Source organism: Allobosea sp. 05L423 (genome assembly GCF_056397745.1).
On record NZ_JBFTOA010000009.1, the window covers coordinates 38,180 to 60,290 of the forward strand.

Below are 22,111 nucleotides of genomic sequence, written 5' to 3' on the forward strand. Positions count from 1 at the left end.
GGGAGACGGTGCCTCAGCGGCGGAAGCCGCCACCGATCACCCCGCCCAAAGCGCCGCCGACGATGCCGCCGAAGATCGCGGCACCCGTGCTGTCCCCGGCATCACTCTCACGCGTCCGGACGCGGCCCTGATAGCCGCTGCTGCTCGTGCCGCGGGCCGGAGTGGCCGAGCCTCCATAGGCCGTGCCGCGCTCGCGGGCGAGATCGCGCCGGTACATCTCCTCGCCCTCGTCGGTGGTCTTGCGGGCACTGCGGCTACCCTGCTGGGCATCGCCGACCTTGCGGGTCTTCTTCTCGGCGGCCGCCTTCTCTTCCTGAGCCAGCACCTGCCGATAGGCGACCTCACTCTGGGCCCGCAGCGCCGTCGCCTGCATGGCCGTCAGGAAGCCGGTCTCCGGAATGCTGCGCGACTTCTGCCATTCCTGGATCGCCTTGCGCTGGCCCGGCCCGAAGGTGGTGGCGGGCTTGCCGGACTGGAAGCCGGCGACGCCGAGTCGGACCTGCAACTCGCGGCGATCCTTGGCCTGGAGCTTCATCGCCGTCTCGGTCTGCACAGTGCCGACCTCCTTCTTGAGCGCCTCGTCAGTGACGCCGGGAGGCGTTTCCGTGGCGCTCGCAGCGGGCTTCGCCGCTTCAAGGCTGGCAAGGCGATTGCGCGCGAAGGTGGCGAACTGGCCGGACGGGAAGGCTTCGAGATAAGCGCGATAGTCGGCTAGGGAATTGCCGCGCTCGGCGACCTCCCAGGTCTTCACGTCGAGCTGGGCACGGTCCAGCGAGGGCGCAGCCGGCATGGCCGGAACCGGCACGGCCGCGTCGATGGCCTTGGTCGCGGCAGCCGAGGCATCGACCGAGGCGAGCTTCAGCGTCGGGTTCATCTTGAACTCGCCGATGATCGACGAATTCGTCCAGGGCTTCTGCTTCTTGCCCGTCGTTTCCCAGACATCGGCGCGCACGCGGTCCATCACCGTGGTGATGGAGACCTCGGGCGTCTCGATATGCTTGAGCAGGGCGGAGGTGAAGGGGCTGTTGCCGTCACGCTCGCCATCGAGCGCGGTCGCGCGCGGATCGGTGGCGAAGGCGATCAGAATGCCGGAGGCCGACTGGGTCTCGATCGCGGTGAGGCCGCGCGTGACGGCACGGGACTTCGCGGCGAGCTGGGCCGCGAAGGGGTTGTCGCGGCAGGCATCGAGGATGACGATGTTGACGCGCTCGTCGCGCTGCATCTGGCGCAGGACCAGTTGCACGTTGACGGCCTTGAAGTCGAGATCCGCCTCAGAACGCAGCGAGGCGTCGACCGGGATGAGATAATTCTCGTCGCCGACGGCGATGCCATGGCCGGCATAGTAGACGAGGCCGGCCTTGGCGCCGTCGAGCTTCTGCGCGAATTCGCGCACAATGCCCGTCATCTCGTCCATCTTGAGGTCGTAGCCTTCCACGACGTCGAAGCCGAGGCGCTTCAACGCGGCCGAGATGCCCTTGGCGTCCCGCTGCGGGTTGGCGAGCGGCGGCACCGCCGTATAGGCGCTGTTGCCGATCACCAGCGCAACGCGCCGCTCCGGCGCGGCGGCGAAGCCGGGCGAAGACAGCGCAACGGCCCAGAGCACCAACGCAAGGACCGAAGCCATGCGGGCTTGGAACACCGAAACCAGAGACGCGAAGCTCACGACAACCTCCTCCGAATTCAGCGGCACATACCTTCTGGCCGCGAAGCTCCCGACAGGGGACACCACACGATTGGTCGACGGACAACAATAGTGAAAGCCAACGGGCATTTTTACCGCAACACTTCCCGACGGTAAACCAGAATACCCCTTGGTCGCGCCTACCTTGTCCCAGGTTCAAATGGATTTTTCGGATTCGCGTCCGAAGCAGGCAACATCGCGCGACGCGGCCGGGCGCGACATCCTCCATTTGCAGGACATCTTCAGAATAAGACCAAAGTATATGAACCTGCTTCCGCGAGCCGCTCAGCGAACGTTGACTTATGTTCCCGACGCGGTGCAGCATGCCATGCAAGGGGAACCGCACAAGAAAGAAAGACTAAGCTGATGAAGGCTGGCAGTCGGCATGTCTGAGGACAATATTCTTTCGACCTCAGGTCTAACCAAAGAATTTGCCGGCTTTACAGCTGTGAACGGCGTCAACCTCAATGTCCGGCGCGGCTCGATTCACGCTTTGATCGGCCCCAACGGCGCCGGCAAAACGACCTGCTTCAACCTGCTGACCAAGTTTCTCCCGCCGACCCGCGGAACGATCACGTATAACGGCCGGGACATCACGCGCGAGAAGCCGGCCGAGATCGCGCGGCTCGGGCTGGTGCGCTCGTTCCAGATCTCCGCCGTGTTCCCGCAGCTGTCGGTGCTGACCAATGTCCGCATCGCCCTGCAGCGCAAGCGCGGCGATTCCTTCGATTTCTGGCGTTCGGAGCGCACGCTGAAGAGCCTGGACGACGAGGCGAGGAGCCTCGTCGACGCGGTGGGCCTGACGCCCTTCCTGTCGCTGACCGCCGGCGAGCTCTCCTACGGCCGCAAGCGCGCGCTGGAGATCGCGACGACGCTGGCGCTCGACCCCGAGATGCTGCTGCTCGACGAGCCTATGGCCGGCATGGGCCGCGAGGATGTCGATCGCATCGCGGCGCTGATCCGCAAGATCTCGCAGAACCGCACCATCCTGATGGTCGAGCACAACCTCTCGGTTGTCGCCTCGCTGTCGGACCGCATCACCGTGCTGGCGCGCGGGCAGGTCCTGGCGGAGGGCGATTACGCCACCGTCTCGAAGGACCCGCGCGTGGTCGAGGCCTATATCGGTTCGGGAGGCGGCCATGGCCATCACTGAGGCTGTGAAAGCTCCCATGGCCGCTTCCGGCAGCGCGCCGCTGCTGAAGGTGCGCGGGCTCGAGGCCTGGTACGGGGAATCACATGTGCTGCACGGCATCGATCTCGACGTCGCGCCCGGCGAAGTCGTAACGCTGCTCGGGCGCAACGGCGCCGGCAAGACCACGACGCTGAAGTCGATCATGGGCGTGATCGGCAAGCGCAAGGGCTCGGTCGTGCTGGAGGGCAAGGAGACGATCGGGCTGCCATCGCGCGCGATCGCCCGGCTTGGCATCGGCTTCGTGCCGGAAGAGCGCGGCATCTACGCCTCGCTCTCGGTCGAGGAGAACCTGATGCTGCCGCCGCAGGTCCGGCCCGGCGGGCTTTCCCTCGACGCCATCTTCACGCTCTTCCCCAACATCAAGGAGCGGCTGAAGAGCCAGGGCACCAAGCTCTCCGGCGGCGAGCAGCAGATGCTGGCGATCGGGCGCATCCTGCGGACCGGCGCGCATCTGCTCCTGCTCGACGAACCCACCGAAGGCCTTGCGCCGGTGATCATCGAGCAAATCGGCCGCACCATCGCGAAACTGAAGCAGGAGGGCTTCACCATCATTCTGGTGGAGCAGAACTTCCGCTTCGCGCAGACCGTGGCGGACCGGCATTATGTCGTCGAGCAGGGCAAGGTCATCGACATGATCCCCAATTCCGAGCTCGACGCCAATATCGACAAGCTGCACCGCTATCTCGGGGTTTGACGGGCTTCGCCCGGATGCCGGCATTGCGCGGCCAAGAACACGGCGAAATGCCGACAACCACAGCAGGGAGAACAATGATGAAGCTGAAGACGATTCTTGCAACGACCGCGCTCGCCGCCCTGATGGCGAGCCCGGCGCTAGCCCAGCAAATCTCCGTCAAGGCCGGCGTGCTGAACGACCGCTCGGGCCTCTATGCCGACCTCGCCGGCGAAGGCTCGGTCGTCGCCGCGCGCATGGCGGTCGAGGACTTCAAGGCGGCCGACAAGGGTATCAAGGTCGAGATCGTCTCGGCCGACCACCAGAACAAGCCGGATGTCGGCTCGACCATCGCCCGGCAATGGTACGACCAGGACGGCGTCGACCTCATCCTCGACGTACCGACATCGTCGGTGGCGCTGGCGGTCAGCCAGATCACCAAGGAAAAGAACAAGGTCAACATCAACTCAGGCGCCGGTAGCTCCGACCTGACCGGCAAGGCCTGCAACGCCAACACGATCCACTGGACTTACGACACCTATGCCCTGGCTCAGGGCACCGGCGGCGCCATGGTGAAGGCCGGCGGCGACACCTGGTTCTTCCTGACCGCGGACTACGCCTTCGGCCATGCGCTGGAGCGCGACGCGACCGCGACCATCACGAAGGCCGGCGGCAAGGTGGTGGGCTCGGTGAAGACGCCGTTCCCGGGCACCGATTTCTCGTCCTTCCTGCTGCAGGCACAGGCCTCCAAGGCCAAGGTGATCGGCCTGGCGAATGCCGGCAGCGACACCACCAACGCGATCAAGCAGGCGGGCGAGTTCGGCATCGTCGCCGGCGGCCAGAAGCTCGCGGGCCTGCTCGTCTTCATCAGCGACGTCAACGCTCTCGGCCTGCAGGCGGCGCAGGGCCTGGTCTTGACCGAATCCTTCTACTGGGATCGCGACGACCAGACCCGCGCCTGGTCGGAACGCTTCGCCAAGCTCAACGGCGGCAAGAAGCCGACCATGGTGCAGGCCGGCGTCTATTCCGGGCTGCTGCATTACCTCAAAGCGGTCGAGGCGACGAAGAGCAAGGACAGCGCCACCGTCATGGCCAAGATGAAGGAGATGCCGACGGACGATCCGCTCTTCGGCAAGGGCACGATCCGTCCGAACGGGCGCAAGATGCACGACATGTATCTCTACGAGGTCAAGAAGCCGTCCGAGTCGAAGGGCCCGTGGGACTACTACAAGCAGATCGCGGTTCTGCCGGCGGAGCAGGCCTTCCAGCCGCTGGCCGAGAGCGAGTGCCCGCTCGTCAAGAAGTGAGTTGCTGAAGCCCGGCTCGGCCGGGTTTCAAACCCTCCGGCGTCATTCCGGACCGGCCGCGAAGCGTGCCGATCCGGAATCCATCATAGAGCCGTTGCGCCTTTCGATGGATTCCGGGTCTCCGCTTCGCTCCGCCCGGAATGACGACGGGGTTCCATGAAGACCTTCCGACGTCCAGATGATCTGAGTCCCGCATGTTCGAACTTCTTGGCGTCCCGCCCCAGGCGCTGTTCGGCCAGGTCCTTCTCGGCCTGATCAACGGCTCGTTCTACGCGATCCTCAGCCTCGGGCTGGCGGTGATCTTCGGGCTCTTGAACATCATCAACTTCACCCATGGCGCCCAGTACATGATGGGCGCCTTCGTCGCCTGGATGTGCCTGAACTATCTCGGCATCAACTATTGGGCGGCGTTGCTGCTGGCGCCGATCATCGTCGGTGCGACCGGCATCGCGATCGAGCGGCTGCTGCTCAAGCGCATCGCCCATCTCGACCATCTCTACGGGCTGCTGCTGACCTTCGGGCTGGCGCTGATCATCCAGGGCGTGTTCCGCAACTACTACGGCTCCTCGGGCCTGCCCTATGCCATCCCCCCGCAACTCGCCGGCGGCCAGAATCTGGGCTTCATGTTCCTGCCTAACTACCGCGCCTGGGTGATCTTCGCCTCGCTCGTGGTCTGCCTCGGCACCTGGTTCCTGATCGAGAAGACCAAGCTCGGCGCCTATCTGCGCGCCGCCACGGAGAATCCGACCCTGACCCAGGCCTTCGGCATCAATGTGCCGCTGCTGGTGACGCTGACCTACGGCTTCGGCGTCGCGCTCGCGGCCTTCGCCGGCGTGCTGGCCGCGCCGATCTATTCGGTCAACCCGAACATGGGCGGGGACCTGATCATCGTCGTCTTCGCCGTGGTGGTGATCGGCGGCATGGGCTCGATCATGGGCGCCATCGTCACCGGCTTCTCGCTCGGGCTGGTCGAGGGCCTGACCAAGGTGTTCTACCCGGAAGCGGCCGCGACGGTGATCTTCATCATCATGGTGCTAGTGCTGCTGGTGAAGCCTGCCGGCCTGTTCGGCCGCGCCCACTGACGCAAGCGAGGGACAATCACATGACCGACCTTGCCTCGACCGACACCCCGGCTGCCGCCGTCGTCACCGAGACCGACGACAGCACGGCGCGCCTCCACCGCAACCTGTTCATCGCCATCGCCGCGGTGCTCGTGGTCGCGCCCTTCGTCGTCTATCCCGTCTTCGTGATGAAGGTTTTGTGCTTCGCGCTGTTCGCGCTCGCCTTCAACCTCCTGCTTGGATATGGCGGCCTGCTCTCCTTCGGCCATGCCGCCTATTTCGGCATGGCGAGCTATGTCAGCGCCTACACCGCCAAGAACTGGGGCCTGACGCCGGAGCTCGCGATCCTGCTCGGCACGGCAATCGCCGCCGTGCTCGGCACCGTCTTCGGTGCGCTCGCCATCCGCCGCCAGGGCATCTATTTCGCGATGATCACGCTGGCGCTGGCACAGATGGTGTTCTTCTTCTCTCTGCAGACGCCGCGCTTCACGGGCGGCGAGGACGGCATCCAGGCGGTGCCGCGCGGCAAGTTCCTCGGCCTGATCAGCCTCGCCGACGACCGCGTGCTCTACTGGCTGGTGGCGGCGATCTTCATGATGGGCCTGCTGCTGATCTACCGCATCATCCACTCGCCCTTCGGCCAGGTCTGCAAGGCGATCCGCGACAACGAGCCCCGCGCCATCTCGCTCGGCTACCGCGCCAACCAGTACAAGCTGATGGTCTTCGTGCTCTCGGCCACGCTCGCCGGCCTCGCCGGCGCGACCAAGGCCATCGTGTTCCAGCTGGCGTCGCTGACCGACGTCTACTGGTCGATGTCGGGCGAGGTCGTGCTGATGACGCTGGTCGGCGGCCTCGGCACCGTCTTCGGCCCGATTGTCGGCGCGCTCGTCATCGTCGCCATGCAGAACTATCTCGCTACCCTCGGCGCCTGGGTCACCGTCGTCCAGGGTATCGTCTTCGTGGTCTGCGTCCTGCTCTTCCGCGAGGGCATCGTCGGCGTCATCGCCAAGGCGATCAGGAAGCCGCTGTAAGAGGCCGCCTCTAGCGGATCAGCTTCGAGATCGTCCTGAACTGCGGGTGATCGGCCGTCCGCAGCCATTCGAACAGCACCATTTCGGTGGTGACGATCTCGGCACCATGGCTCGCCATGCGGTTCAGGGCGATCTCGCGCGACTCCGGGGCGCGCGAGCCGATCGCATCGGCAACGACGATCACACGCCGGCGGTGATCGAGCAGGCTGAGCACGGTCTGGCCGACGCAGACATGCGCCTCGCAGCCGCAGATCACCAGCTCGCGGTCGCCCGCCAAGGCGTCGAGGAAATCCGGCTCGGCACAGGCGTCGAAACTCATCTTGGCGACGACCGGACCAGCCCCCGCCAGCTCCGACACCGTCGCGCCCAAGCCGCTCGGATTCTGCTCCGTCAGGACTGCGGGAATGCCGAGCAGGCGCGCGGCCTCGACGAGGCGGCCCGCATTGAGCAGCACGCTGTCGCCGGCATGGATCGCCGGCATCAACCGCGCCTGGAAGTCGATGACGACCAGCATCGCATTCTCGGCGGCCAGCAGCGCCATCGCAAACCTCCTCGCGCTGTTTCTTGGTTGCCCGTCATAGCGCGCCTTGGCACTGTCGGCGTCAACCCGGCCTGCCAGCAGCCGCCGGGTGCAGCCGCTTGACTCGCTCCGGCGCGCCCCACATGCAATCGGCATGAACGAGGATGCCGGCGTTCCCTTCGCGACCACGCTGCATGTGCGCGACCATTGCCTGTGCCTGCATGTACAGCGCGCGGCGCGCACCCTGGCGCGCCGCTTCGACGAGGCGCTCCGGCCTGTCGGGCTGACGAACGGCCAGTTCTCGCTGCTGATGGCGCTCAATCGTCCGGCCCCGCCATCGCTGAGGCCGGTCGCCGACCTTCTCGCCATGGACCGCACGACGCTGACGGCGGCGCTCAAACCGCTCGAACGGCGCAGCCTCATCCGGGTTGCCGCCGACCCCGCCGACCGTCGCAGCAAGCTTCTGTCGCTGACACCGGAAGGACGCGCCCTGCTCGCCGCGGCCGTACCGATCTGGCAGAGCACCCATGCCGCTATCGAGGCGGCGTTGCCCGGGGATGCGCCTGAGACGTTGCGCGCCGCCCTGCGCGAGCTGGCCTGACGAAGCGCGCAGCAACCGCTCCGCCCTCATCGCAGGGCCGCCCCGACAACACGCGGCTGGCGCATGGCACAAGCCGGCACTAAGTTCTGTCATTCCGAAAATGCAGGTTCAAACACGGTTTCCATGGACAAGCGGCTCGACGCACCGGCCCAGGCCGCATCGCTGACCCCTGCCGATATCCGCTCGATCCTGATCGGCGTCATGCTGGCGCTGTTCCTGGCGGCGCTCGACCAGACGATCGTCGCGACCGCGCTGCCGACGATCGGCCGCGAGCTCAACGACGTCACGCATCTGTCCTGGGTCGTCACAATCTACCTGCTGGCTTCGACTGCCGTGACGCCGCTCTACGGCAAGCTCGCCGATATCCATGGGCGGCGGGTGGTTCTGCTCTCCGGCATCGCTGTCTTCGTCGTCGGGTCGGTGGCCTGCGCGCTTGCGCCGTCGCTCTGGCTGCTGGTGCTGGCACGCTTCATCCAGGGGCTCGGCGGCGGCGGGCTGATCGCGCTTGCCCAGACCATCGTCGCCGACATGGTGCCGCCCAAGGAGCGCGGACGCTATCAGGTCTATTTCGCCAGCGTCTTCATGTCGTCCTCACTGCTCGGCCCGGTCCTCGGCGGCGTGTTGGCGGAGCAGCTGCACTGGTCGGTGATCTTCTGGATCAATGTCCCGCTCGGGTTCGTGGCCTACTGGATGACGAGCTCGGCGCTGAAGCGCCTGCCGCGCCATGAGCGCCCCCACAAGCTGGACGTGCTCGGCGCCTTGCTGATGACGCTGGGAACCGTATCGCTGCTGCTGGCGCTTTCCTGGGGCGGCACCGCCTATCCCTGGCGCTCCCTGCCGATCGCCGGGGTGGTCGGCATGTCCCTGGCGCTCTGGGCACTCTTCGCCTGGCGGCTGCGGACCGCGTCCGAGCCGCTCATCCCGCTCGATCTGCTCGGCAACCGTGTCGTGCGGCGCGGCACCGTCGCAGCCGGCTTCGGCATGGGCACCTTCATCGGCCTGACGATCTATCTGCCGCTCTATTTCGAGACGGTGATGGGGATGAGCGCGACCCATTCCGGCCTCGGCCTCCTGCCGCTCACCTGCGGCACGGTGGTCGGCGCGACGAGCTCCGGCCGGGCGATGTCGCATGTCACGAACTACAAGCGCGTGCCGCTGGCCGGTCTCTTCGTCGCCCTTGCCGGCACGGCCGTGCTGTCCGCCTTCTCGGGCCAGCTCCCGCTGCTGGCCTTCTCCGCGATCCTCGCGGTCGTCAGCATCGGCTTCGGCACGCTGCTGCCGGTCGCGACCGTCTCGATCCAGAATGCGGTGAGCGCGCATCAGCTCGGCACGGCAACCGCAGTGGCCAATTTCTTCCGCCAGATCGGCGGGGCGCTGATCGTCGCGGTCTTCGGCGCGATCGTGCTCGGCGGCGTCGGCGGCCCCGCAGCGCAGCTTTCGCCCGAAGCGCTGAAGCTCGGCACGGTCGATCGCGAGACGATGGTGACGCTGTTTCGCTATGTCTTCGGCGCAGCGAGCCTCGGTTTCGGCTGCGCCCTGATCTCGCTCGCCCGCATGGAGCAGCGGCCTCTGCGCGGCCGGGCAATCGAAGCGGCCAAGGCCGTCGGCGGCGAGTAGCGCCGCATCGGGGGAACCGACAGCGCAGCTGTGCGTTGCCTTGTGCCTGTCATCCGCACGGGCCAACATGCAGCATCAGCAGCAGGAGTTCCCGCCATGTCCGATCTCGTCGTCATCGTGTATCCGACCGAGGCCCGCGCCGAAGAAATGCGCCAGAAGCTCATCGGCCTGCAGAAGGAATATCTGATCGAGATCGGGGATGCCGCCATTGCGGTCATGCATGAAGACGGCAAGGTGAAGCTGAACCAACTGCTCAACACCACGGCGATGGGTGCGGTCTCCGGTTCGTTCTGGGGCCTGCTGATCGGCGCGATCTTCCTGATGCCGATCTTCGGGGCGGCGATCGGCGCGGCCTCCGGCGCGCTCGGTGGCGCCCTCACCGACTACGGCGTCGACGACAAGTTCATGAAGGAGCTGTCGAGCAGCCTGCGGCCCGGCAACGCCGCGCTCTTCGTGCTGGTCAAGAAGGTGACCGGCGACAAGGTGCTGGAGGCGATCCGCGGCACCGGCGGCACCGTGCTCAAGACCTCGCTCGACCACACGCAGGAGCAGAAGCTGCGCGACGCGCTCGCCGACGCACATGGCGCGGCGCCAGCGACCGACACGCCGCCCGAGCCCTATCCGCAGGGAACGGGCGCTCCCTCGCCGGTGGGTTGAGGGGTCCTTGCAGCGTCATTCTCAGGCGAAGCCAAACTTCGACCTGAGAATCTCGTCACAAGAAGACACTGGTTTCCGAGATGCTCGGGTCAAGCCCGAGCATGACGCAGGGCGACCGCTGCCTCAGTCACGGAGCAGCTCGTTTATGCCTGTCTTGGAGCGCGTCTGCGCATCGACCGTCTTGACGATGACGGCGCAGGAGAGCGCCGGGCCGGGCGTGCCGTCCGGGAAGGGCTTGCCCGGCAGCGACCCCGGCACGACCACCGAATAGGGCGGCACCTTGCCGACATGGACCTGGCCGGTGGCGCGATCGACGATCTTGGTCGAGGCCGAGATGAAGACGCCCATCGAGAGCACCGAGCCCTCGCCGACGATCACGCCCTCGACGACCTCGGAGCGGGCGCCGATGAAGCAGTTGTCCTCGATGATGGTCGGGTTGGCCTGCAGCGGCTCGAGCACGCCGCCGATGCCGACGCCGCCCGAGAGATGCACGTTCTTGCCGATCTGGGCGCAGGAGCCGACGGTCGCCCAGGTGTCGACCATGGTGCCGCTGTCGACATAGGCGCCGATATTGACGAATGACGGCATCAGCACGACGCCGGACGCGATGAACGACCCCTTGCGCGCGGCGGCCGGCGGCACGACGCGGAAGCCGGCGGCGCGGAAGCGGTTCTCGCCCCAGCCCTCGAACTTCGACGGCACCTTGTCCCAGAACACGCCCTCGCCCGGTCCGTTGGCGATGATCATGTTGTCGGTCAGGCGGAAGGAGAGCAGCACGGCTTTCTTCAGCCACTGATGCACGATCCAATCCGCGCCCTGCTTCTCGGCGACGCGGGTCTCGCCGGCATCGAGCATCTCGATCGCCTGCTCGACCGCCTCGCGGACAGCGCCCTTGGTGGAGATGCCGATCTCGGCCCGGTTCTCCCAGGCGGCGTCGATGGTGGCGGCGAGATCGGCGAGGGACATCGGGCAGCTCCAGCGCTTAGAAGGTCGCGGGAGCGATGGCGGATGCGGGCTCGTGCGTCAAGCCGCAGGGCGCCGGCGCAGCAGATAGGTATCCATGATCCAGCCGTGGCGGGCGCGGGCCGCAGCACGCACGCTCACGATCTCGGCGGAGAGTTCGGAGAGCGGCCCGGCGAGGAGAATCTCGTCGGGCGTGCCGAGATAGGCGCCCCAGTAGATGTCGAGACGATCAGGATCGAGCCTGGCGAAGGCCTGCTCGCCATCGAGCATGACGACGACGCTGTCCTGATCGGCCGGGAAGCCCGCCGCCAATCGCCGGCCCGTAGTGATCAGGATCGGAGCGCCGATCGTATTGAGGGGGATGCGGTGGCGCGCGGCCAGCACCTGGACGCTGCTGATGCCGGGATAGACCTGCCAGTCGATGGGGAGACCGGAGGCGACGACCCGCTCCATGATGCGCAGGGTGCTGTCGTAGAGCGCCGGGTCGCCCCAGACCAGCAGCGCGCCTGTCTGCCCCGCGGCCAACTGCGCCTCGAACAGGGCGCGGTAGCGCGTGGCGATGCGCTCATGCCAATCGTCGACCACTCCGTGATAGTCGCTGCCGGCCTCGCCGCGGCGCGGGATGTCGACGGGAACGGTGCGGTAGTCCGGGCTGCGGATGAAGCGTGCGCAGATGCCTTCGCGCAGGGCCCGCAGAGCCGCCTTCTCCTCGCCCTTGTCGGGGATGAACAGGACGTCGGCGCGGTTCAGCGCCGCGATCGCCTCGATCGTCATGTGGTCGGGATTGCCGGCCCCGATGCCGATGATGAGGATGTTGCGCATGCCGCTCCGCCGATCCACGGCGCCTTAGCATGGCATGTCAGCGGAATGCGAGGTCAGGCCCGGCCGAGAACGGCCATGCTGGCGAGGTCCGGCTGCGAGCCCGGCACCGCGCTCAGCGCGAGCGCCGCCTGAAGCGCCTCCAGATCCGCCTGGAGGCGCGGCCGCCAGCCGCAAGGGCATGGCTGATCGCCGCAATGAGCATCCGCCACCTCTCTGTAGACCGAACCGACCGCCTGCGCCGCCAACTCCATCAGGGTGAGAGGCGGCAACCGAGTATCGTGGAGCGCCGCGCAAAAAGCCGTCAGCACCGCCTGCCGGATTTCGGCCCGGGCGGTCTCCAACGATTCGGCGCTCCCCTGATCAGGCGGCACGATCGATGCCCTTCATGGCGGCATGGAGGCGGTTCGGCGGCCCCTGTTCAGGCAATGTGACGACAAGCAGATCGACAAGGCGCTGCATATGCGGCGGCAGTGCCGCATCGGCAGCGAGATCGCCCGGCCCTTTCGCAAGGGCGAGCGCCCGGCGCAGCTCCGGCCGGCTCGCACCCGTGCGAACGATTTCGCGAATGATGATCTCGTCGATCCGGCCGATCGCGGCCGCGACATCGACCTCCGTGACTCCACCCATTCCGGTCCCTCCGTCGGTTGATTCACTGATCGCGAGGGAGAGATAGGCAGACCGGCGATTCGATGCAAGCCTTTGTTATTACTACATAAATATAACTATTCGAAGGTAACGGGCCACTGTCGCCCGCAAGCGTGACCGGAAAATGACGCCGCCGGCTCAGGGATCGCGGACGATCTCCAGATGGGCACCATGGGTCAGGCCGTCGTCGAGCACGGCGTCGTCCGGGCCGTAGAAGGCGATCGCATATGCGCCCTGGCCCCGGGCGATGAGATGGGCCGCCGGAGCGGCTGCGGCGGAAGCGCGCGGTTCCACCAGCGAGAGGGTCTGACGTTCCAAGCGGAACTGGACGAGGCCGAAGCCGAGTCCGGGAACGCCACCGATCGCCAGCGGCTCGCGGCCGAGCAAGGCCCGGTAGCGGGCTGTCGAGCTCACGAGATCCTGAACCGCGACCGTAACGCCCGCGACCCCCGTGACCTCGTTGCGGTGACGACGTGCCGCACCGGCCGGGACGCGCAGATCGCGCGGCGTGACGTCGGTGACGAGGAAGGGGATATCCGGCTCGGGCGGGCGCGCCGAGCGCCAGGCGATGCGTGTGCCATCGGGCTGGAGCCGGCCGCCCTCGATCGGCCCGTCCATGACGATGCCAGCGGCGCGGGCGCGGGCGAGATCGGCCTCGAAATCATCCGGCAGCACGGCGTAGTCGACGAGGCCCGGACCGGCACGGTCCAGCACCTGCCACCAGCGGAAACCCGGCACGGGCCGCGGGAAGGCGATGATCTCGAGATAGGCGCCGTCCTCGAACACGACGAGCGCGTTGCGCGAGCCGCGCGGGTGCTCGCCGCCCGGCAGCACGGTGAAGCCGAGCGCGGCATAGTCCCGTACGGCAGCATCGAGATCGGTGACGGCGATGACGATATGGTCAATCGAAAGCGGCATGGCTGTCGTCCTGCGATGCGGTGATCAAGCGCTTTGCGCGATGGCTTCGATCTTTGCCATGCCGCCGAGCTGGGGCGCAAAGCTCGCCCAGCCCTTGCGGGCGCCGTCCTGCCAGCCGGCACGGTCCTCGGCCGGCACGGTCCTGCCGCCTTCGGAAGCGGCCTTCGCCATCGAGGCCGCCTCGTCGGCCAGCATCAATTCGTCGAAATAGGCGGTTCCCTCGGCCATGGCTGCCGCCAGCGCCTCACGGTCTGCCGGCGTCAAAGCCTTCCAGAACGGTGCGGCGAACATCACGACCCCGGTCGCCCAGATATGGCCGGTCTCGATCAGGACCGGCACGACCTCATGCAGCCGGAAGCCGACATAGGCGGATTTGGTCAGGTCCATGCAGTCGACCACGCCGGTCTTCAGGGCGTTGTAGGTCTCGGGGATCGGGATCGGCGTGGGATAGGCGCCGAAGCCCGACCAGAGCGCGGTATGGAGCGGGCTCTGGATGACGCGGATGCGCTTGCCCTTGACCGACGCCGGCGTCGTCAGCGGCTCCTTGGCCAGCAGATGGCGGGCGCCATAGTTGATGAAGCCCGGCACGACGAAGCCCTGCGCCTCGTAGCGCGCCTTGAGTTCGGCGCCCAGCGGGCCGGCCAGAACCCGGCCGAGATGGTCGCGATCCCTAAAGAGGAAAGGCAGATCGAGAATCTGTCCTTCGGGCACCCAGCCGGACAAGGACGAAACGGTCGAGAGCGCCGCCTGGATCGAGCCCAAACGCAAGCCCTCGGCGACCTCCTTCTCGCCGCCGAGCGCGGCATTGGGCACGATCCGCAGATCGAAGCGCCCGGGCGCGGTGCGCGCCAGGATCTCGGCGACGCGCCGCCAGATCTTCGTCTCCGGCTTGTCCTCGCCAAGCAGAGAGGCGACGGTGACCGGCCGGCCGGCGGCGAAGGCCCGCCCGCCCTTCAGGATGGCGGGCGCGGCGAGGGAACCGGCGGCGAACTGGCGGCGGGTGATCAGCAAGAGCGTGCCTCCTTCAGCGCATGCCGCGGGATCGCGCGAATCGCGGCCCGCGGCAAGAGGCACACCGCTCAGGCCGGGAAGGCGCCCTCGAAGGCGGTGGCCGAGATCGGATTGCGCTGGCTCGGCGTCTCGCGCGCCTGCAAGGCTTCCGGCAGCTGCGTCTTGTCGCCGGGCCTGCCGATGGCGACGGCCGCCTCGACGCGATAGCCGGCCGGAACCTTCAGCTCCGACAGCGCACGCCCACGATCGAAGCCGACCATGCCGTGGGCCTGCCAGCCGAGCCGCACGGCCTGGAGGGCGAGATTGGCCCAGGCGGCGCCGGCATCGAAGGAATGGCTGTAGGACGGCACTTCCTCGGTCTTGCCGGGCAGCGCCATGGTCTCCTTCGAGACGATGACGACGAGAGCCGCCGCATTCTTGGCCCAGGACTGGTTGAACTCGTTGAGCAGGCCGAGCAGCGTCTGCCAGTGCGCCGTGCCGCGACGGGCATAGATGAAGCGCCAGGGCTGGGAGTTGTAGGAGGACGGTGCCCAGCGCGCCGCCTCGAACAGCGCCTTCAGCTCGGCCTCCGAGATAATTTCGTCGGTGAAGGCGCGCGGCGACCAACGCTCCAGGAAAAGCGGGTCGATGTCGTGCTCGGCGGAGCGGTTATTGGCAGTGTTGGTCATCGGAAATCCTGACGGCATGAACGAAACCCGGCGCGGGATGCGTCACGGCGGGAGCGCCTGCGGAGGCTCCCGGCAGGATCGGCATGGGCGAAGGAGGGGTCAAGGAAAGGAAAAACCTAAAAAAGACCGGATTCGACAATGCATTGCCTGCCGGATGAAGCCGGCGGAGAACGATGCCGCTTTTGCATGGTTTCCGGGGAATGCGGGATCACGCTTGCGTGATATGCAGGACAGACCGGCTCGCGAGATCAGGGCCAGCCGGCGGAGACGAAGATGACCGACACATATGAGATTGCCTCCGGCCGGCTGCGTGCGACGATCCGTGCCGAAGGCAGCGAGCTGATCGCGCTGTCCGATGCGAATGGGCCGCTGCTCTGGCATGGCGGGCCGGAATGGCCGCGCCACGCGCCCGTGCTCTTCCCGATCGTCGGGCGCCTCACCGACGACACGCTGATCCATGAAGGCCGGTCCTACCATCTCACGCAGCACGGCTTCGCCCGCGACAGCCTGTTCCGATGGATCGAGCGGGCGCCCCAACGCGCCGTGCTGGAACTGCGGGAGAGCACGGACACGCTGGCGCGCTACCCGTTCCGCTTCGTGCTGCAGATGATCTACGAGTTCGCAGGCGACACGCTTTCGGTGACGACGCGGGTCGTCAACCCGGCCGAGACGACACTGATCTGCGGCGCCGGCGCTCACCCGGCCTTCCTCTGGCCGTTGGCGGAGGGCGTCGCCAAGGAGGACCACCGCCTCAGCTTCCTTCAAGCCGAACCCGGCCCTGGCCTCAGCGTCGAAGGCGGCCTGCTCGGCGCGCCGATCCCCCTGCCCTTCGAGGGCACGGAGCTGGCGCTTGCGGAGGCGCTGTTCGCCAACGACGCGATCGTGATCCCGGATGTTGCCAACCACTCGGTGCGGTTTGCGGCCCTCGACGCGGCCGGACGCGAGGTCCGCGCCCTCACCGTGAGCTGGGAGGGCTACAAGGACCTCGGCATCTGGTCGAAGCCGACCGGCGCCCCCTTCCTCTGCATCGAACCCTGGTTCAGCATGGCGAGCCCGGTCGGCTGGCAGGGCGAATTCGCGGAGAAGCCGGGCATCCTGACGCTGGCGCCGGGCGAAAGCCGCGATTTCGTCTGGCATGCCACGCCGCATTTCATCCCGACGGCTTCGCCGGCATGAGCAGCCGCGGCCTCACTTCTTCTCGATGTTCCAGAACAGCATGACCGGCGCCGCCAGCACGCCGGCGAGGTTCGTGCGGCGGGCATAAGGCTGATCGAACTGGCCGAGCACGCGATAGGGCTGCGCCTCGGCAAGGCGCCTGTGCAGCGCTTCGAGCGCGACCTTGCGGCTGGCGTCATCGGGGGCGTCGACGAAGGCACCCCGCAGCTTCTCCGCCTCGGCATCGCAAGGCCAGCCGGCCCAGGCGCGCTCGCATGCCATATTGGTGCCGATATTGGTGAGCGGCGACTGCATGGTCGCGCCCGAGGCATAGGTGACGAAGAGGTTCCAGCCGCCCTGATCCGGCGGGTTCTTGTTCTGCTGGCGCGTGGTGACGGCACCCCAATCCGCGAACTGGACGTCGACATTGAAGCCGACGGCCTTGAGCTGCGACGCCGCAACCTCGGCCATGCGACCGATCGGGGCGATGTCGTTGCTGGTCGAGAGAACCAGCTTCTCGCCCTTGTAGCCGCTCTCCTTGAGGAGCTGGCGCGCCTTCTCCAGATCGGGCTTGGCATAGCCTTCCGCACCGGCCTCGATGCCGTTCGGCCCGCCGCAGACGAAATAGGCGTTGCAGCGCTTCCACCATTCCTCGTCGCCGAAGCCGGCCGCAAGAAAGTCCGCCTGGTCAGTGGCATAGGCCAAGGCGAGCCGGGCCTTGGGATTGTCGAAGGGCGGGTAGAGATGGTTCGGCCGCAGCATCACCTGGTTGGCAAGATTGGAATAGCGTTCGACCTTCACCTGCTTGTTCGCCGAGACGACCGGAATCAGGTCCTGGCTGGGCTGCTCCCAGATGTCGATCTCGCCGGTCTGGAGCGCGGCGGCGGCCGTCGCGGCGTCGGGCATGATCAGCCATTCGACGCGGTCGACCTTGACGACGCGGCCGCCTGCGAGGCCGTCGGCCGGCTCGGAGCGCGGCACGTAGTCGAGGTTGCGGTCGTAGACGATCTTCGAGCCGCTGCGCCATTCCTCGCGGTTGAATCTGAACGGGCCGGAGCCGACCGTCTCGGTGATCGGCTTCATCGGATCGCTCTTGGCGTCCGCCTCGCGCATGATCACCGGGATCTGGCCAACGGCCGAGCCGAGCGCGAAGGGCACCAGCGCCAGCGGGCGCTTGAGCTTGAGCTTGAAGGTCCTGTCGTCGACCGCCTCCATGCCCTCGGTATATTCGCCGAGCTTGCCGCCGATGGTATCGCGCTTCATCCAGCGGGCGAGCGAGGCGATGACGTCCTTCGTGGTGACCGGCTGGCCATCATGGAACTTCAGGCCGGGGCGCAGCGTGAAACTCCAGCTCAGCTTGTCCGGCGAGGTCTCGAAGCTCTCGACCATCTGCGGCTTCGGCTGGAGGTTCGAATCCCAGGCGAAGAGCGTCTCATAGATCATCAGCCCGTGCATGCGGGTGATGACGATCGAGGCGGCGACCGGATCGAGCGTCTTGAGATCGGCATGCGGCGCAACGCGCAGCACGCGGTTCGCGGCGGGCTGAGCCTGGGCGGCCACCGGCAAAGGCAGCATGGCGGACGCCGTCAGGACCAGCGCGGCGGCGAAACGGGGCAGTTGCATCGGGACATCCTCCTCAATCATCATCGACCCGGTTGCATCGCCCACGCGGGGCGATGTCAGCCGACGCGTTTCATTTGCAAGACCCTTGCCCGGTGGCCGGCGACCCGCAAGCCGCCATCGCCATCGAGCCAGAGGCAGGGCCGCGAGCGCCAGGGGCCATGGAGTAGATCGGCCAGCGCCCGGCCGTTCGGCAGCGGCGTCAGTCGCGAGAGCATCCCGCCAGAGGGCCAGGGCATCAGCGCCGCGCCGTCGGCCCGGATCTCGATCTCGGTGCCGAAATGCGGATCGCGCCAGCGGCCCACCAGCCGCACATCGAGCGCCGTATCGGCCGGCACGCGCCGCAGCGAGCGCTGCACGCCGCCGATCAGGCCGGACAAGCTGTCCACCCCATCCTGCCGGAGGCGGATGTCGAGATAGGCGGGCAGGCTGCGCAAACCGCCCGCGCCGTCCGCGACAAGGCGCTCGTATCCGCCCATGAAGCTGATCGAATCCGGCGTGAGTTCCGCCCAGAACGGCCCCTCTTCCGTGACGAAGAGCCCGGCCGGCGCCTGGGCGGCCGCAGGCAGATCCTGCCCGAGCAGCGCGGCCAGCACGGTCATGGCCGGCCAGAGCGCCTCTTCCTCGCGATTGCTCAGTACGACCACGCCGACACCATGGGCAGGCGCCATCAGGAAGTGATTGCGATAGCCGGTGAGCGAGCCGCCATGTCCGACGATCCCGGTCTCGCCGAGACGGCTGCAGACGAGTCCGAGCCGGTAGACGCTCTCGCTGCCATCCGCGAAACGGCGCGGTGCCGTCAGGCGCTCGAGCATGCCGGCGAGCGGCCCGCGCCCGGCGAGCAGGGCGGAGGCCCAGCCGGCGAGATCGGCAGCCGAGCCGGCGATGCCACCGGAAGCCGAGAAGTGGAAGCCGTAATGGCCGCGCCGCCAGGCCGCGCCGTCGGCCCAATAGCCCGTGGCGAGGCCGGGCACGATCTCGGCAGCGTCATAGGGCAGGCGGAAGGAGAGGCCGAGCTCGCCGGACAGCTCCGCGACGATGTCGCTGTAGGACCGGCCGGTGACACGCTCGAGGATGCGCTGCCCGAGACGCCAGCCGGTGTTGGAATAGGCCATCTCCCTGCCGGGCTCGGCGCTCAGCGACGGAAAACGGCAGGCGAGCGCGAAGACCTCGTCGGCGCTCAGGGTCGCCGTGAAGGGCACGCCCTGCTGCCAGAAGGCTTCCATCATGTCCGGCAGGCCGCCGGTCATGTCCAGCGCGTGGCCAAGTTCGACCGCGGCCAGCGGCGCAGGCAGCTCGGTCAGCCAGCGGCCGAGCGGCGCATCGAGGGACACGCCGGCACGCAGCAGCGCGATCGCCAGCACATGCTTGCTGATCGAGGCGAAGCGGTTCGGCGTCTGCGGCGTGAAGGGCACCCGGTAGTCGATGCTGGCGAGGCCGCCGGCAAAAGCCTCGCGCACCCCGTCGCGATCGAACAGCACGACGGCGCCGCCGGGGCCGGCCTCGCGCTGCCAGCCGGCGGCAATTTCGTTCGCCCGCGCAGCAGCGCGCGTCCAGTCCAGAGCCATCGCCACTTCCTCAGGCCCGCGGGGCTTCGCCGACCAGATTGCGCAGCGCCCGCATGAAGACGCGCGCGCCGGTGTCGATCGCATCGTCGGGGAAGTCGAAGTCCGGGTTGTGGAGATGGGCCGTATCGCCCGAGCCGAGCAGGAACATCGCCGATTTGGCCTTGCGGCCGAACAGGCCGAAATCCTCGGAACCGCGCGAGGGCTTGGTCGGGCCGTGCGGCACCTTCTCCTCATCCATCGCCCGGCGCAGCATGGCGACGGCCTCAGGCTCGTTCTCGCAATGGTGGAAGATGTCGTGATAGCTCATCTCGGCGTCGAGGCTGCCGGCCGCCGCGACTTCACGCACCAGCGCCTCGGCCTTCTCGCAGAGCGCTCCCATCTGCGCGTCGTTGACGGTGCGCAGCGTCACCCAGAGCTCGCCGCGCCCCGGTGCGATGCCGAAGGCGGGCTCGCCGATCCCGGCATGGGTGACGGTGACCAGCGTGAAATTGGCATCGAGCTCGCCGCCCGGCCCGAGCGCCGTCAATTCGGGGATGAGGCGCGCGATGGCTGGGGCTGGCGAGCGGCCATGCTCTGGTGTCGAGGCATGCGAGGTCTCGCCATTGAGCACGATCCTGAGGCCACGTGAGGCGCAATTCGCGGCGCCTTCCGAGATGCGGGCGTGGCCGATCGGAACGCCCGGGCGGTTATGCAGCGAAAAGGCGTAGTCCGGCGCGATCTCGGCGAATTTCGGATCGGCGATGACGGCGGCGGCGCCGGCGCCGGTCTCTTCCGCCGGCTGGAACAGCAGGATGGCGCGGCCGCGCTTGGGCGGATTGCGGCGGAGCCCGCGCGCGAGTCCAGCGAGGATGGTCATGTGGCCGTCATGGCCGCAGAGATGGCCTTTTCCGGGGATCTCGGAGCGATGATCGCTGGTCGAGAGCTCCTCGATCGGCAGCGCATCGAGCTCGGCGCGAATCATCACCGTCGGGCCCGGCTCGGCGCCCTCATAGATCGCCGCAACGCCGTGGCCGCCAAGTCCGGTGACGATGCGGTCGGGCTGGGTCGGTTTGAGAAATTCGACGATGGTGGCGGCGGTCTCGCGTTCCTCGCCCGAAATCTCGGGCCTCCGATGCAGCCGATGCCTGAGATCGACGAGATCGACCATATCGCTGTTGGTCAGGAACACGGATGAGCCTCCCGGGGCTGTGGCCGGCCCAAGCGCCGGCTCTTTCCCGCAGAGGTTCGACAATTCATCCGCTTCGGCAACCCGCACCGCCGCCGGGGGCGGCATGCGCGGGCGCGATGCTGGCCGGAATCAGTTGCCGAGCTCGGCCTCGACTTCAGCATCGAAAGCCTGCGCCAGCATGGCGCGACACGCCTCGGCCTGCGCGCGGGCGGTGTCGAGCGTGATGTGAGGCATGATTTCCGCGAGATCGCGGAGCGCAAAATCCACGGCCGAAAGCAGACCGAGCACAGGCTCGGGCGCGGCGAGGGGCTGTTGCGGGCGACGGAACGCGATGACCTGACCCATAGGCATACTCACACTGAAGGCGAATCGGCGTTCAGTGTGCGGGCGCAAGTTTCAGAAAGTGGTTAACGGCAAAATTGCGGCAGTGATACTGCGTCAACCATAACCGTGCAGGCTGGCGCCGTGGCGCTTCAGCCAGGCCTCCGCCTCCTCGGTATGCGGGCAGAGCTTGTGGGTCAGCGCCCAGAAACGATGCGAGTGATTCATCTCCTTGAGATGCGCCACCTCATGGGCCGCGAGATAGTCGAGCACCGAGGCCGGTGCGAGAATCAGCCGCCAGGAGAAGTTCAAATGCCCCTGCGAGGAGCACGAGCCCCACCGGCTCGTGGTGTCGCGGATGGTGATCTTGCGGGCGGGGATGCCGAGCGTCGCAGTGTGATGCCGCACCGCCTTCTCCAGATCCTCTAGCGCGAGCCGCCTGAGGAAATCCTTGACCCGGCGCGGAACATGCGCGCCATCGCCCGCAACCGCGATGATCGGCGCACCATCCTTGTCCTGCGTCGCCTGCGTCAGTCCACGCGCCTTCGACCAATGGACGATACGGTGCGGGACGCCGCGCAACGGAATGCTCTGCCCCGGCTCGAACGGCACGGCCAGCGGGCGCTTCGCGATGCGCGCGGCGATCCAGCCACCATGATTCTCGGCAAAGGCACGCCCGGCAGAGAAGTCGACCCGCTCGGGCAAGGTCAGGGTGGTCTCGCCAGTCGCCTGCGAGACGCGCAGCGTCATTCGCCGCGCATTGGCGCGCCGCTTGATCGATACGGGATAACGCGTGCCGGCATGCACGACCTCAATCCGGTCGGGGTCCGGCTGGCGCCTGAACAGGGAGATGCGCATCGACTGCGATTGTGCGGGATTCGCGGGCGATGGGGAAGGGAGAGACTGTTATGCCCC

Annotated in this window: 23 protein-coding genes; 9 read left to right on the top strand and 14 right to left on the bottom strand. The window is 67.3% G+C overall.

Annotation, left to right across the window (positions count from 1 at the left end; genetic code table 11):
- Positions 1-13: 13 nt before the first annotated feature.
- Positions 14-1,663: a caspase family protein gene (locus AC1DNE_RS19195; RefSeq protein ID WP_476766523.1), complete on the bottom strand. Its 1,650-nt coding sequence runs from the start codon at positions 1,661-1,663 to the stop codon at positions 14-16.
- Positions 1,664-2,066: 403 nt separating this feature from the next.
- Between AC1DNE_RS19195 and AC1DNE_RS19200 the strand changes: the two genes are divergently transcribed.
- The 5 genes from AC1DNE_RS19200 to AC1DNE_RS19220 all read left to right on the top strand — a co-directional run bounded on the left by AC1DNE_RS19200 (position 2,067) and on the right by AC1DNE_RS19220 (position 6,942).
- Positions 2,067-2,834, top strand: coding sequence for an ABC transporter ATP-binding protein (locus AC1DNE_RS19200; protein WP_441472800.1), 768 nt, complete (start codon positions 2,067-2,069; stop codon positions 2,832-2,834).
- Complete coding sequence (locus tag AC1DNE_RS19205) at positions 2,821-3,567, top strand: ABC transporter ATP-binding protein (RefSeq protein ID WP_476766524.1); 747 nt, start codon at positions 2,821-2,823, stop codon at positions 3,565-3,567. Before AC1DNE_RS19200 ends, AC1DNE_RS19205 begins: the two co-directional genes overlap by 14 nt.
- A gap of 77 nt (positions 3,568-3,644) precedes the next feature.
- The gene (locus AC1DNE_RS19210; protein WP_441472798.1) at positions 3,645-4,850 is read left to right on the top strand and encodes an ABC transporter substrate-binding protein; all 1,206 of its coding nucleotides are present in this window, start codon (positions 3,645-3,647) and stop codon (positions 4,848-4,850) included.
- A gap of 194 nt (positions 4,851-5,044) precedes the next feature.
- Entirely contained in the window at positions 5,045-5,932 is an 888-nt protein-coding gene (locus AC1DNE_RS19215) for a branched-chain amino acid ABC transporter permease (protein ID WP_441472797.1), read from the top strand.
- A 20-nt stretch (positions 5,933-5,952) separates the two neighbouring features.
- Entirely contained in the window at positions 5,953-6,942 is a 990-nt protein-coding gene (locus AC1DNE_RS19220) for a branched-chain amino acid ABC transporter permease (RefSeq protein ID WP_441472796.1), read from the top strand.
- A gap of 10 nt (positions 6,943-6,952) precedes the next feature.
- On the opposite strand, the gene AC1DNE_RS19225 is transcribed toward AC1DNE_RS19220, so the two are convergent.
- Entirely contained in the window at positions 6,953-7,483 is a 531-nt protein-coding gene (locus AC1DNE_RS19225) for a hydrolase (RefSeq protein WP_476766525.1), read from the bottom strand.
- 133 nt (positions 7,484-7,616) lie between these two features.
- On the opposite strand from AC1DNE_RS19225, the gene AC1DNE_RS19230 reads away from it, so the two are divergent.
- From AC1DNE_RS19230 to AC1DNE_RS19240, 3 genes are all read left to right on the top strand, one after another.
- A complete protein-coding gene (locus tag AC1DNE_RS19230; RefSeq protein ID WP_441472794.1) occupies positions 7,617-8,063 on the top strand; it encodes a MarR family winged helix-turn-helix transcriptional regulator in 447 nt (148 codons plus the stop codon).
- A gap of 123 nt (positions 8,064-8,186) precedes the next feature.
- A complete protein-coding gene (locus tag AC1DNE_RS19235; RefSeq protein ID WP_441472793.1) occupies positions 8,187-9,680 on the top strand; it encodes an MDR family MFS transporter in 1,494 nt (497 codons plus the stop codon).
- 96 nt (positions 9,681-9,776) lie between these two features.
- Positions 9,777-10,337, top strand: coding sequence for a DUF1269 domain-containing protein (locus AC1DNE_RS19240; RefSeq protein ID WP_441472792.1), 561 nt, complete (start codon positions 9,777-9,779; stop codon positions 10,335-10,337).
- A 123-nt stretch (positions 10,338-10,460) separates the two neighbouring features.
- Here the strand turns inward: AC1DNE_RS19240 and dapD are convergent, their stop codons facing one another.
- The 7 genes from dapD to AC1DNE_RS19275 form a co-directional block, all read right to left on the bottom strand.
- Positions 10,461-11,303 carry a 2,3,4,5-tetrahydropyridine-2,6-dicarboxylate N-succinyltransferase gene (gene dapD, locus AC1DNE_RS19245; RefSeq protein ID WP_441472791.1) on the bottom strand — a complete coding sequence of 281 codons (843 nt, stop codon included), beginning with the start codon at positions 11,301-11,303 and terminating at the stop codon, positions 10,461-10,463.
- Positions 11,304-11,360: 57 nt separating this feature from the next.
- Complete coding sequence (cobF, locus tag AC1DNE_RS19250; RefSeq protein WP_441472790.1) at positions 11,361-12,122, bottom strand: precorrin-6A synthase (deacetylating); 762 nt, start codon at positions 12,120-12,122, stop codon at positions 11,361-11,363.
- A 53-nt stretch (positions 12,123-12,175) separates the two neighbouring features.
- Entirely contained in the window at positions 12,176-12,463 is a 288-nt protein-coding gene (locus tag AC1DNE_RS19255) for a hypothetical protein (protein ID WP_476841159.1), read from the bottom strand.
- A gap of 19 nt (positions 12,464-12,482) precedes the next feature.
- Positions 12,483-12,749: a hypothetical protein gene (locus AC1DNE_RS19260; protein ID WP_441472788.1), complete on the bottom strand. Its 267-nt coding sequence runs from the start codon at positions 12,747-12,749 to the stop codon at positions 12,483-12,485.
- Between the two features lie 156 nt (positions 12,750-12,905).
- Positions 12,906-13,685 (bottom strand): VOC family protein, encoded by a 780-nt coding sequence (locus AC1DNE_RS19265; protein ID WP_441472787.1) that lies wholly within the window; start codon positions 13,683-13,685, stop codon positions 12,906-12,908.
- Between the two features lie 24 nt (positions 13,686-13,709).
- Positions 13,710-14,696 carry a TRAP transporter substrate-binding protein gene (locus tag AC1DNE_RS19270; RefSeq protein WP_441472786.1) on the bottom strand — a complete coding sequence of 329 codons (987 nt, stop codon included), beginning with the start codon at positions 14,694-14,696 and terminating at the stop codon, positions 13,710-13,712.
- Positions 14,697-14,764: 68 nt separating this feature from the next.
- Positions 14,765-15,364, bottom strand: a complete 600-nt coding sequence (locus AC1DNE_RS19275) for a nitroreductase family protein (protein WP_441472785.1) — start codon at positions 15,362-15,364, stop codon at positions 14,765-14,767.
- Positions 15,365-15,637: 273 nt separating this feature from the next.
- Between AC1DNE_RS19275 and AC1DNE_RS19280 the strand changes: the two genes are divergently transcribed.
- Positions 15,638-16,540, top strand: coding sequence for an aldose 1-epimerase family protein (locus AC1DNE_RS19280; protein WP_441472784.1), 903 nt, complete (start codon positions 15,638-15,640; stop codon positions 16,538-16,540).
- Between the two features lie 12 nt (positions 16,541-16,552).
- Here the strand turns inward: AC1DNE_RS19280 and AC1DNE_RS19285 are convergent, their stop codons facing one another.
- From AC1DNE_RS19285 to AC1DNE_RS19305, 5 genes are all read right to left on the bottom strand, one after another.
- Positions 16,553-18,142: an ABC transporter substrate-binding protein gene (locus AC1DNE_RS19285; RefSeq protein WP_476766527.1), complete on the bottom strand. Its 1,590-nt coding sequence runs from the start codon at positions 18,140-18,142 to the stop codon at positions 16,553-16,555.
- Positions 18,143-18,198: 56 nt separating this feature from the next.
- Positions 18,199-19,707: a serine hydrolase domain-containing protein gene (locus AC1DNE_RS19290; RefSeq protein WP_441472782.1), complete on the bottom strand. Its 1,509-nt coding sequence runs from the start codon at positions 19,705-19,707 to the stop codon at positions 18,199-18,201.
- 10 nt (positions 19,708-19,717) lie between these two features.
- Positions 19,718-20,875 carry an amidohydrolase gene (locus tag AC1DNE_RS19295; protein WP_441472781.1) on the bottom strand — a complete coding sequence of 386 codons (1,158 nt, stop codon included), beginning with the start codon at positions 20,873-20,875 and terminating at the stop codon, positions 19,718-19,720.
- A gap of 129 nt (positions 20,876-21,004) precedes the next feature.
- Positions 21,005-21,220: a hypothetical protein gene (locus tag AC1DNE_RS19300; protein WP_441472780.1), complete on the bottom strand. Its 216-nt coding sequence runs from the start codon at positions 21,218-21,220 to the stop codon at positions 21,005-21,007.
- A 93-nt stretch (positions 21,221-21,313) separates the two neighbouring features.
- Positions 21,314-22,054, bottom strand: a complete 741-nt coding sequence (locus tag AC1DNE_RS19305; protein ID WP_441472779.1) for a M48 family metallopeptidase — start codon at positions 22,052-22,054, stop codon at positions 21,314-21,316.
- Between the last annotated feature and the right edge of the window lie 57 nt (positions 22,055-22,111).

What these genes read in the sequence shown, in the direction of transcription:
- AC1DNE_RS19200 (WP_441472800.1), top strand. Translation starts at nt 2,067, where the DNA reads ATGTCTGAGGACAATATTCTTTCGACCTCAGGTCTAACCAAAGAATTT.
- AC1DNE_RS19205 (WP_476766524.1), top strand. Translation starts at nt 2,821, where the DNA reads ATGGCCATCACTGAGGCTGTGAAAGCTCCCATGGCCGCTTCCGGCAGC.
- AC1DNE_RS19210 (WP_441472798.1), top strand. Translation starts at nt 3,645, where the DNA reads ATGAAGCTGAAGACGATTCTTGCAACGACCGCGCTCGCCGCCCTGATG.
- AC1DNE_RS19215 (WP_441472797.1), top strand. Translation starts at nt 5,045, where the DNA reads ATGTTCGAACTTCTTGGCGTCCCGCCCCAGGCGCTGTTCGGCCAGGTC.
- AC1DNE_RS19220 (WP_441472796.1), top strand. Translation starts at nt 5,953, where the DNA reads ATGACCGACCTTGCCTCGACCGACACCCCGGCTGCCGCCGTCGTCACC.
- AC1DNE_RS19225 (WP_476766525.1), bottom strand. Translation starts at nt 7,483, where the DNA reads ATGGCGCTGCTGGCCGCCGAGAATGCGATGCTGGTCGTCATCGACTTC.
- AC1DNE_RS19230 (WP_441472794.1), top strand. Translation starts at nt 7,617, where the DNA reads ATGAACGAGGATGCCGGCGTTCCCTTCGCGACCACGCTGCATGTGCGC.
- AC1DNE_RS19235 (WP_441472793.1), top strand. Translation starts at nt 8,187, where the DNA reads ATGGACAAGCGGCTCGACGCACCGGCCCAGGCCGCATCGCTGACCCCT.
- AC1DNE_RS19240 (WP_441472792.1), top strand. Translation starts at nt 9,777, where the DNA reads ATGTCCGATCTCGTCGTCATCGTGTATCCGACCGAGGCCCGCGCCGAA.
- dapD (WP_441472791.1), bottom strand. Translation starts at nt 11,303, where the DNA reads ATGTCCCTCGCCGATCTCGCCGCCACCATCGACGCCGCCTGGGAGAAC.
- cobF (WP_441472790.1), bottom strand. Translation starts at nt 12,122, where the DNA reads ATGCGCAACATCCTCATCATCGGCATCGGGGCCGGCAATCCCGACCAC.
- AC1DNE_RS19260 (WP_441472788.1), bottom strand. Translation starts at nt 12,749, where the DNA reads ATGGGTGGAGTCACGGAGGTCGATGTCGCGGCCGCGATCGGCCGGATC.
- AC1DNE_RS19265 (WP_441472787.1), bottom strand. Translation starts at nt 13,685, where the DNA reads ATGCCGCTTTCGATTGACCATATCGTCATCGCCGTCACCGATCTCGAT.
- AC1DNE_RS19275 (WP_441472785.1), bottom strand. Translation starts at nt 15,364, where the DNA reads ATGACCAACACTGCCAATAACCGCTCCGCCGAGCACGACATCGACCCG.
- AC1DNE_RS19280 (WP_441472784.1), top strand. Translation starts at nt 15,638, where the DNA reads ATGACCGACACATATGAGATTGCCTCCGGCCGGCTGCGTGCGACGATC.
- AC1DNE_RS19285 (WP_476766527.1), bottom strand. Translation starts at nt 18,142, where the DNA reads ATGCAACTGCCCCGTTTCGCCGCCGCGCTGGTCCTGACGGCGTCCGCC.
- AC1DNE_RS19290 (WP_441472782.1), bottom strand. Translation starts at nt 19,707, where the DNA reads ATGGCTCTGGACTGGACGCGCGCTGCTGCGCGGGCGAACGAAATTGCC.
- AC1DNE_RS19300 (WP_441472780.1), bottom strand. Translation starts at nt 21,220, where the DNA reads ATGGGTCAGGTCATCGCGTTCCGTCGCCCGCAACAGCCCCTCGCCGCG.
- AC1DNE_RS19305 (WP_441472779.1), bottom strand. Translation starts at nt 22,054, where the DNA reads ATGCGCATCTCCCTGTTCAGGCGCCAGCCGGACCCCGACCGGATTGAG.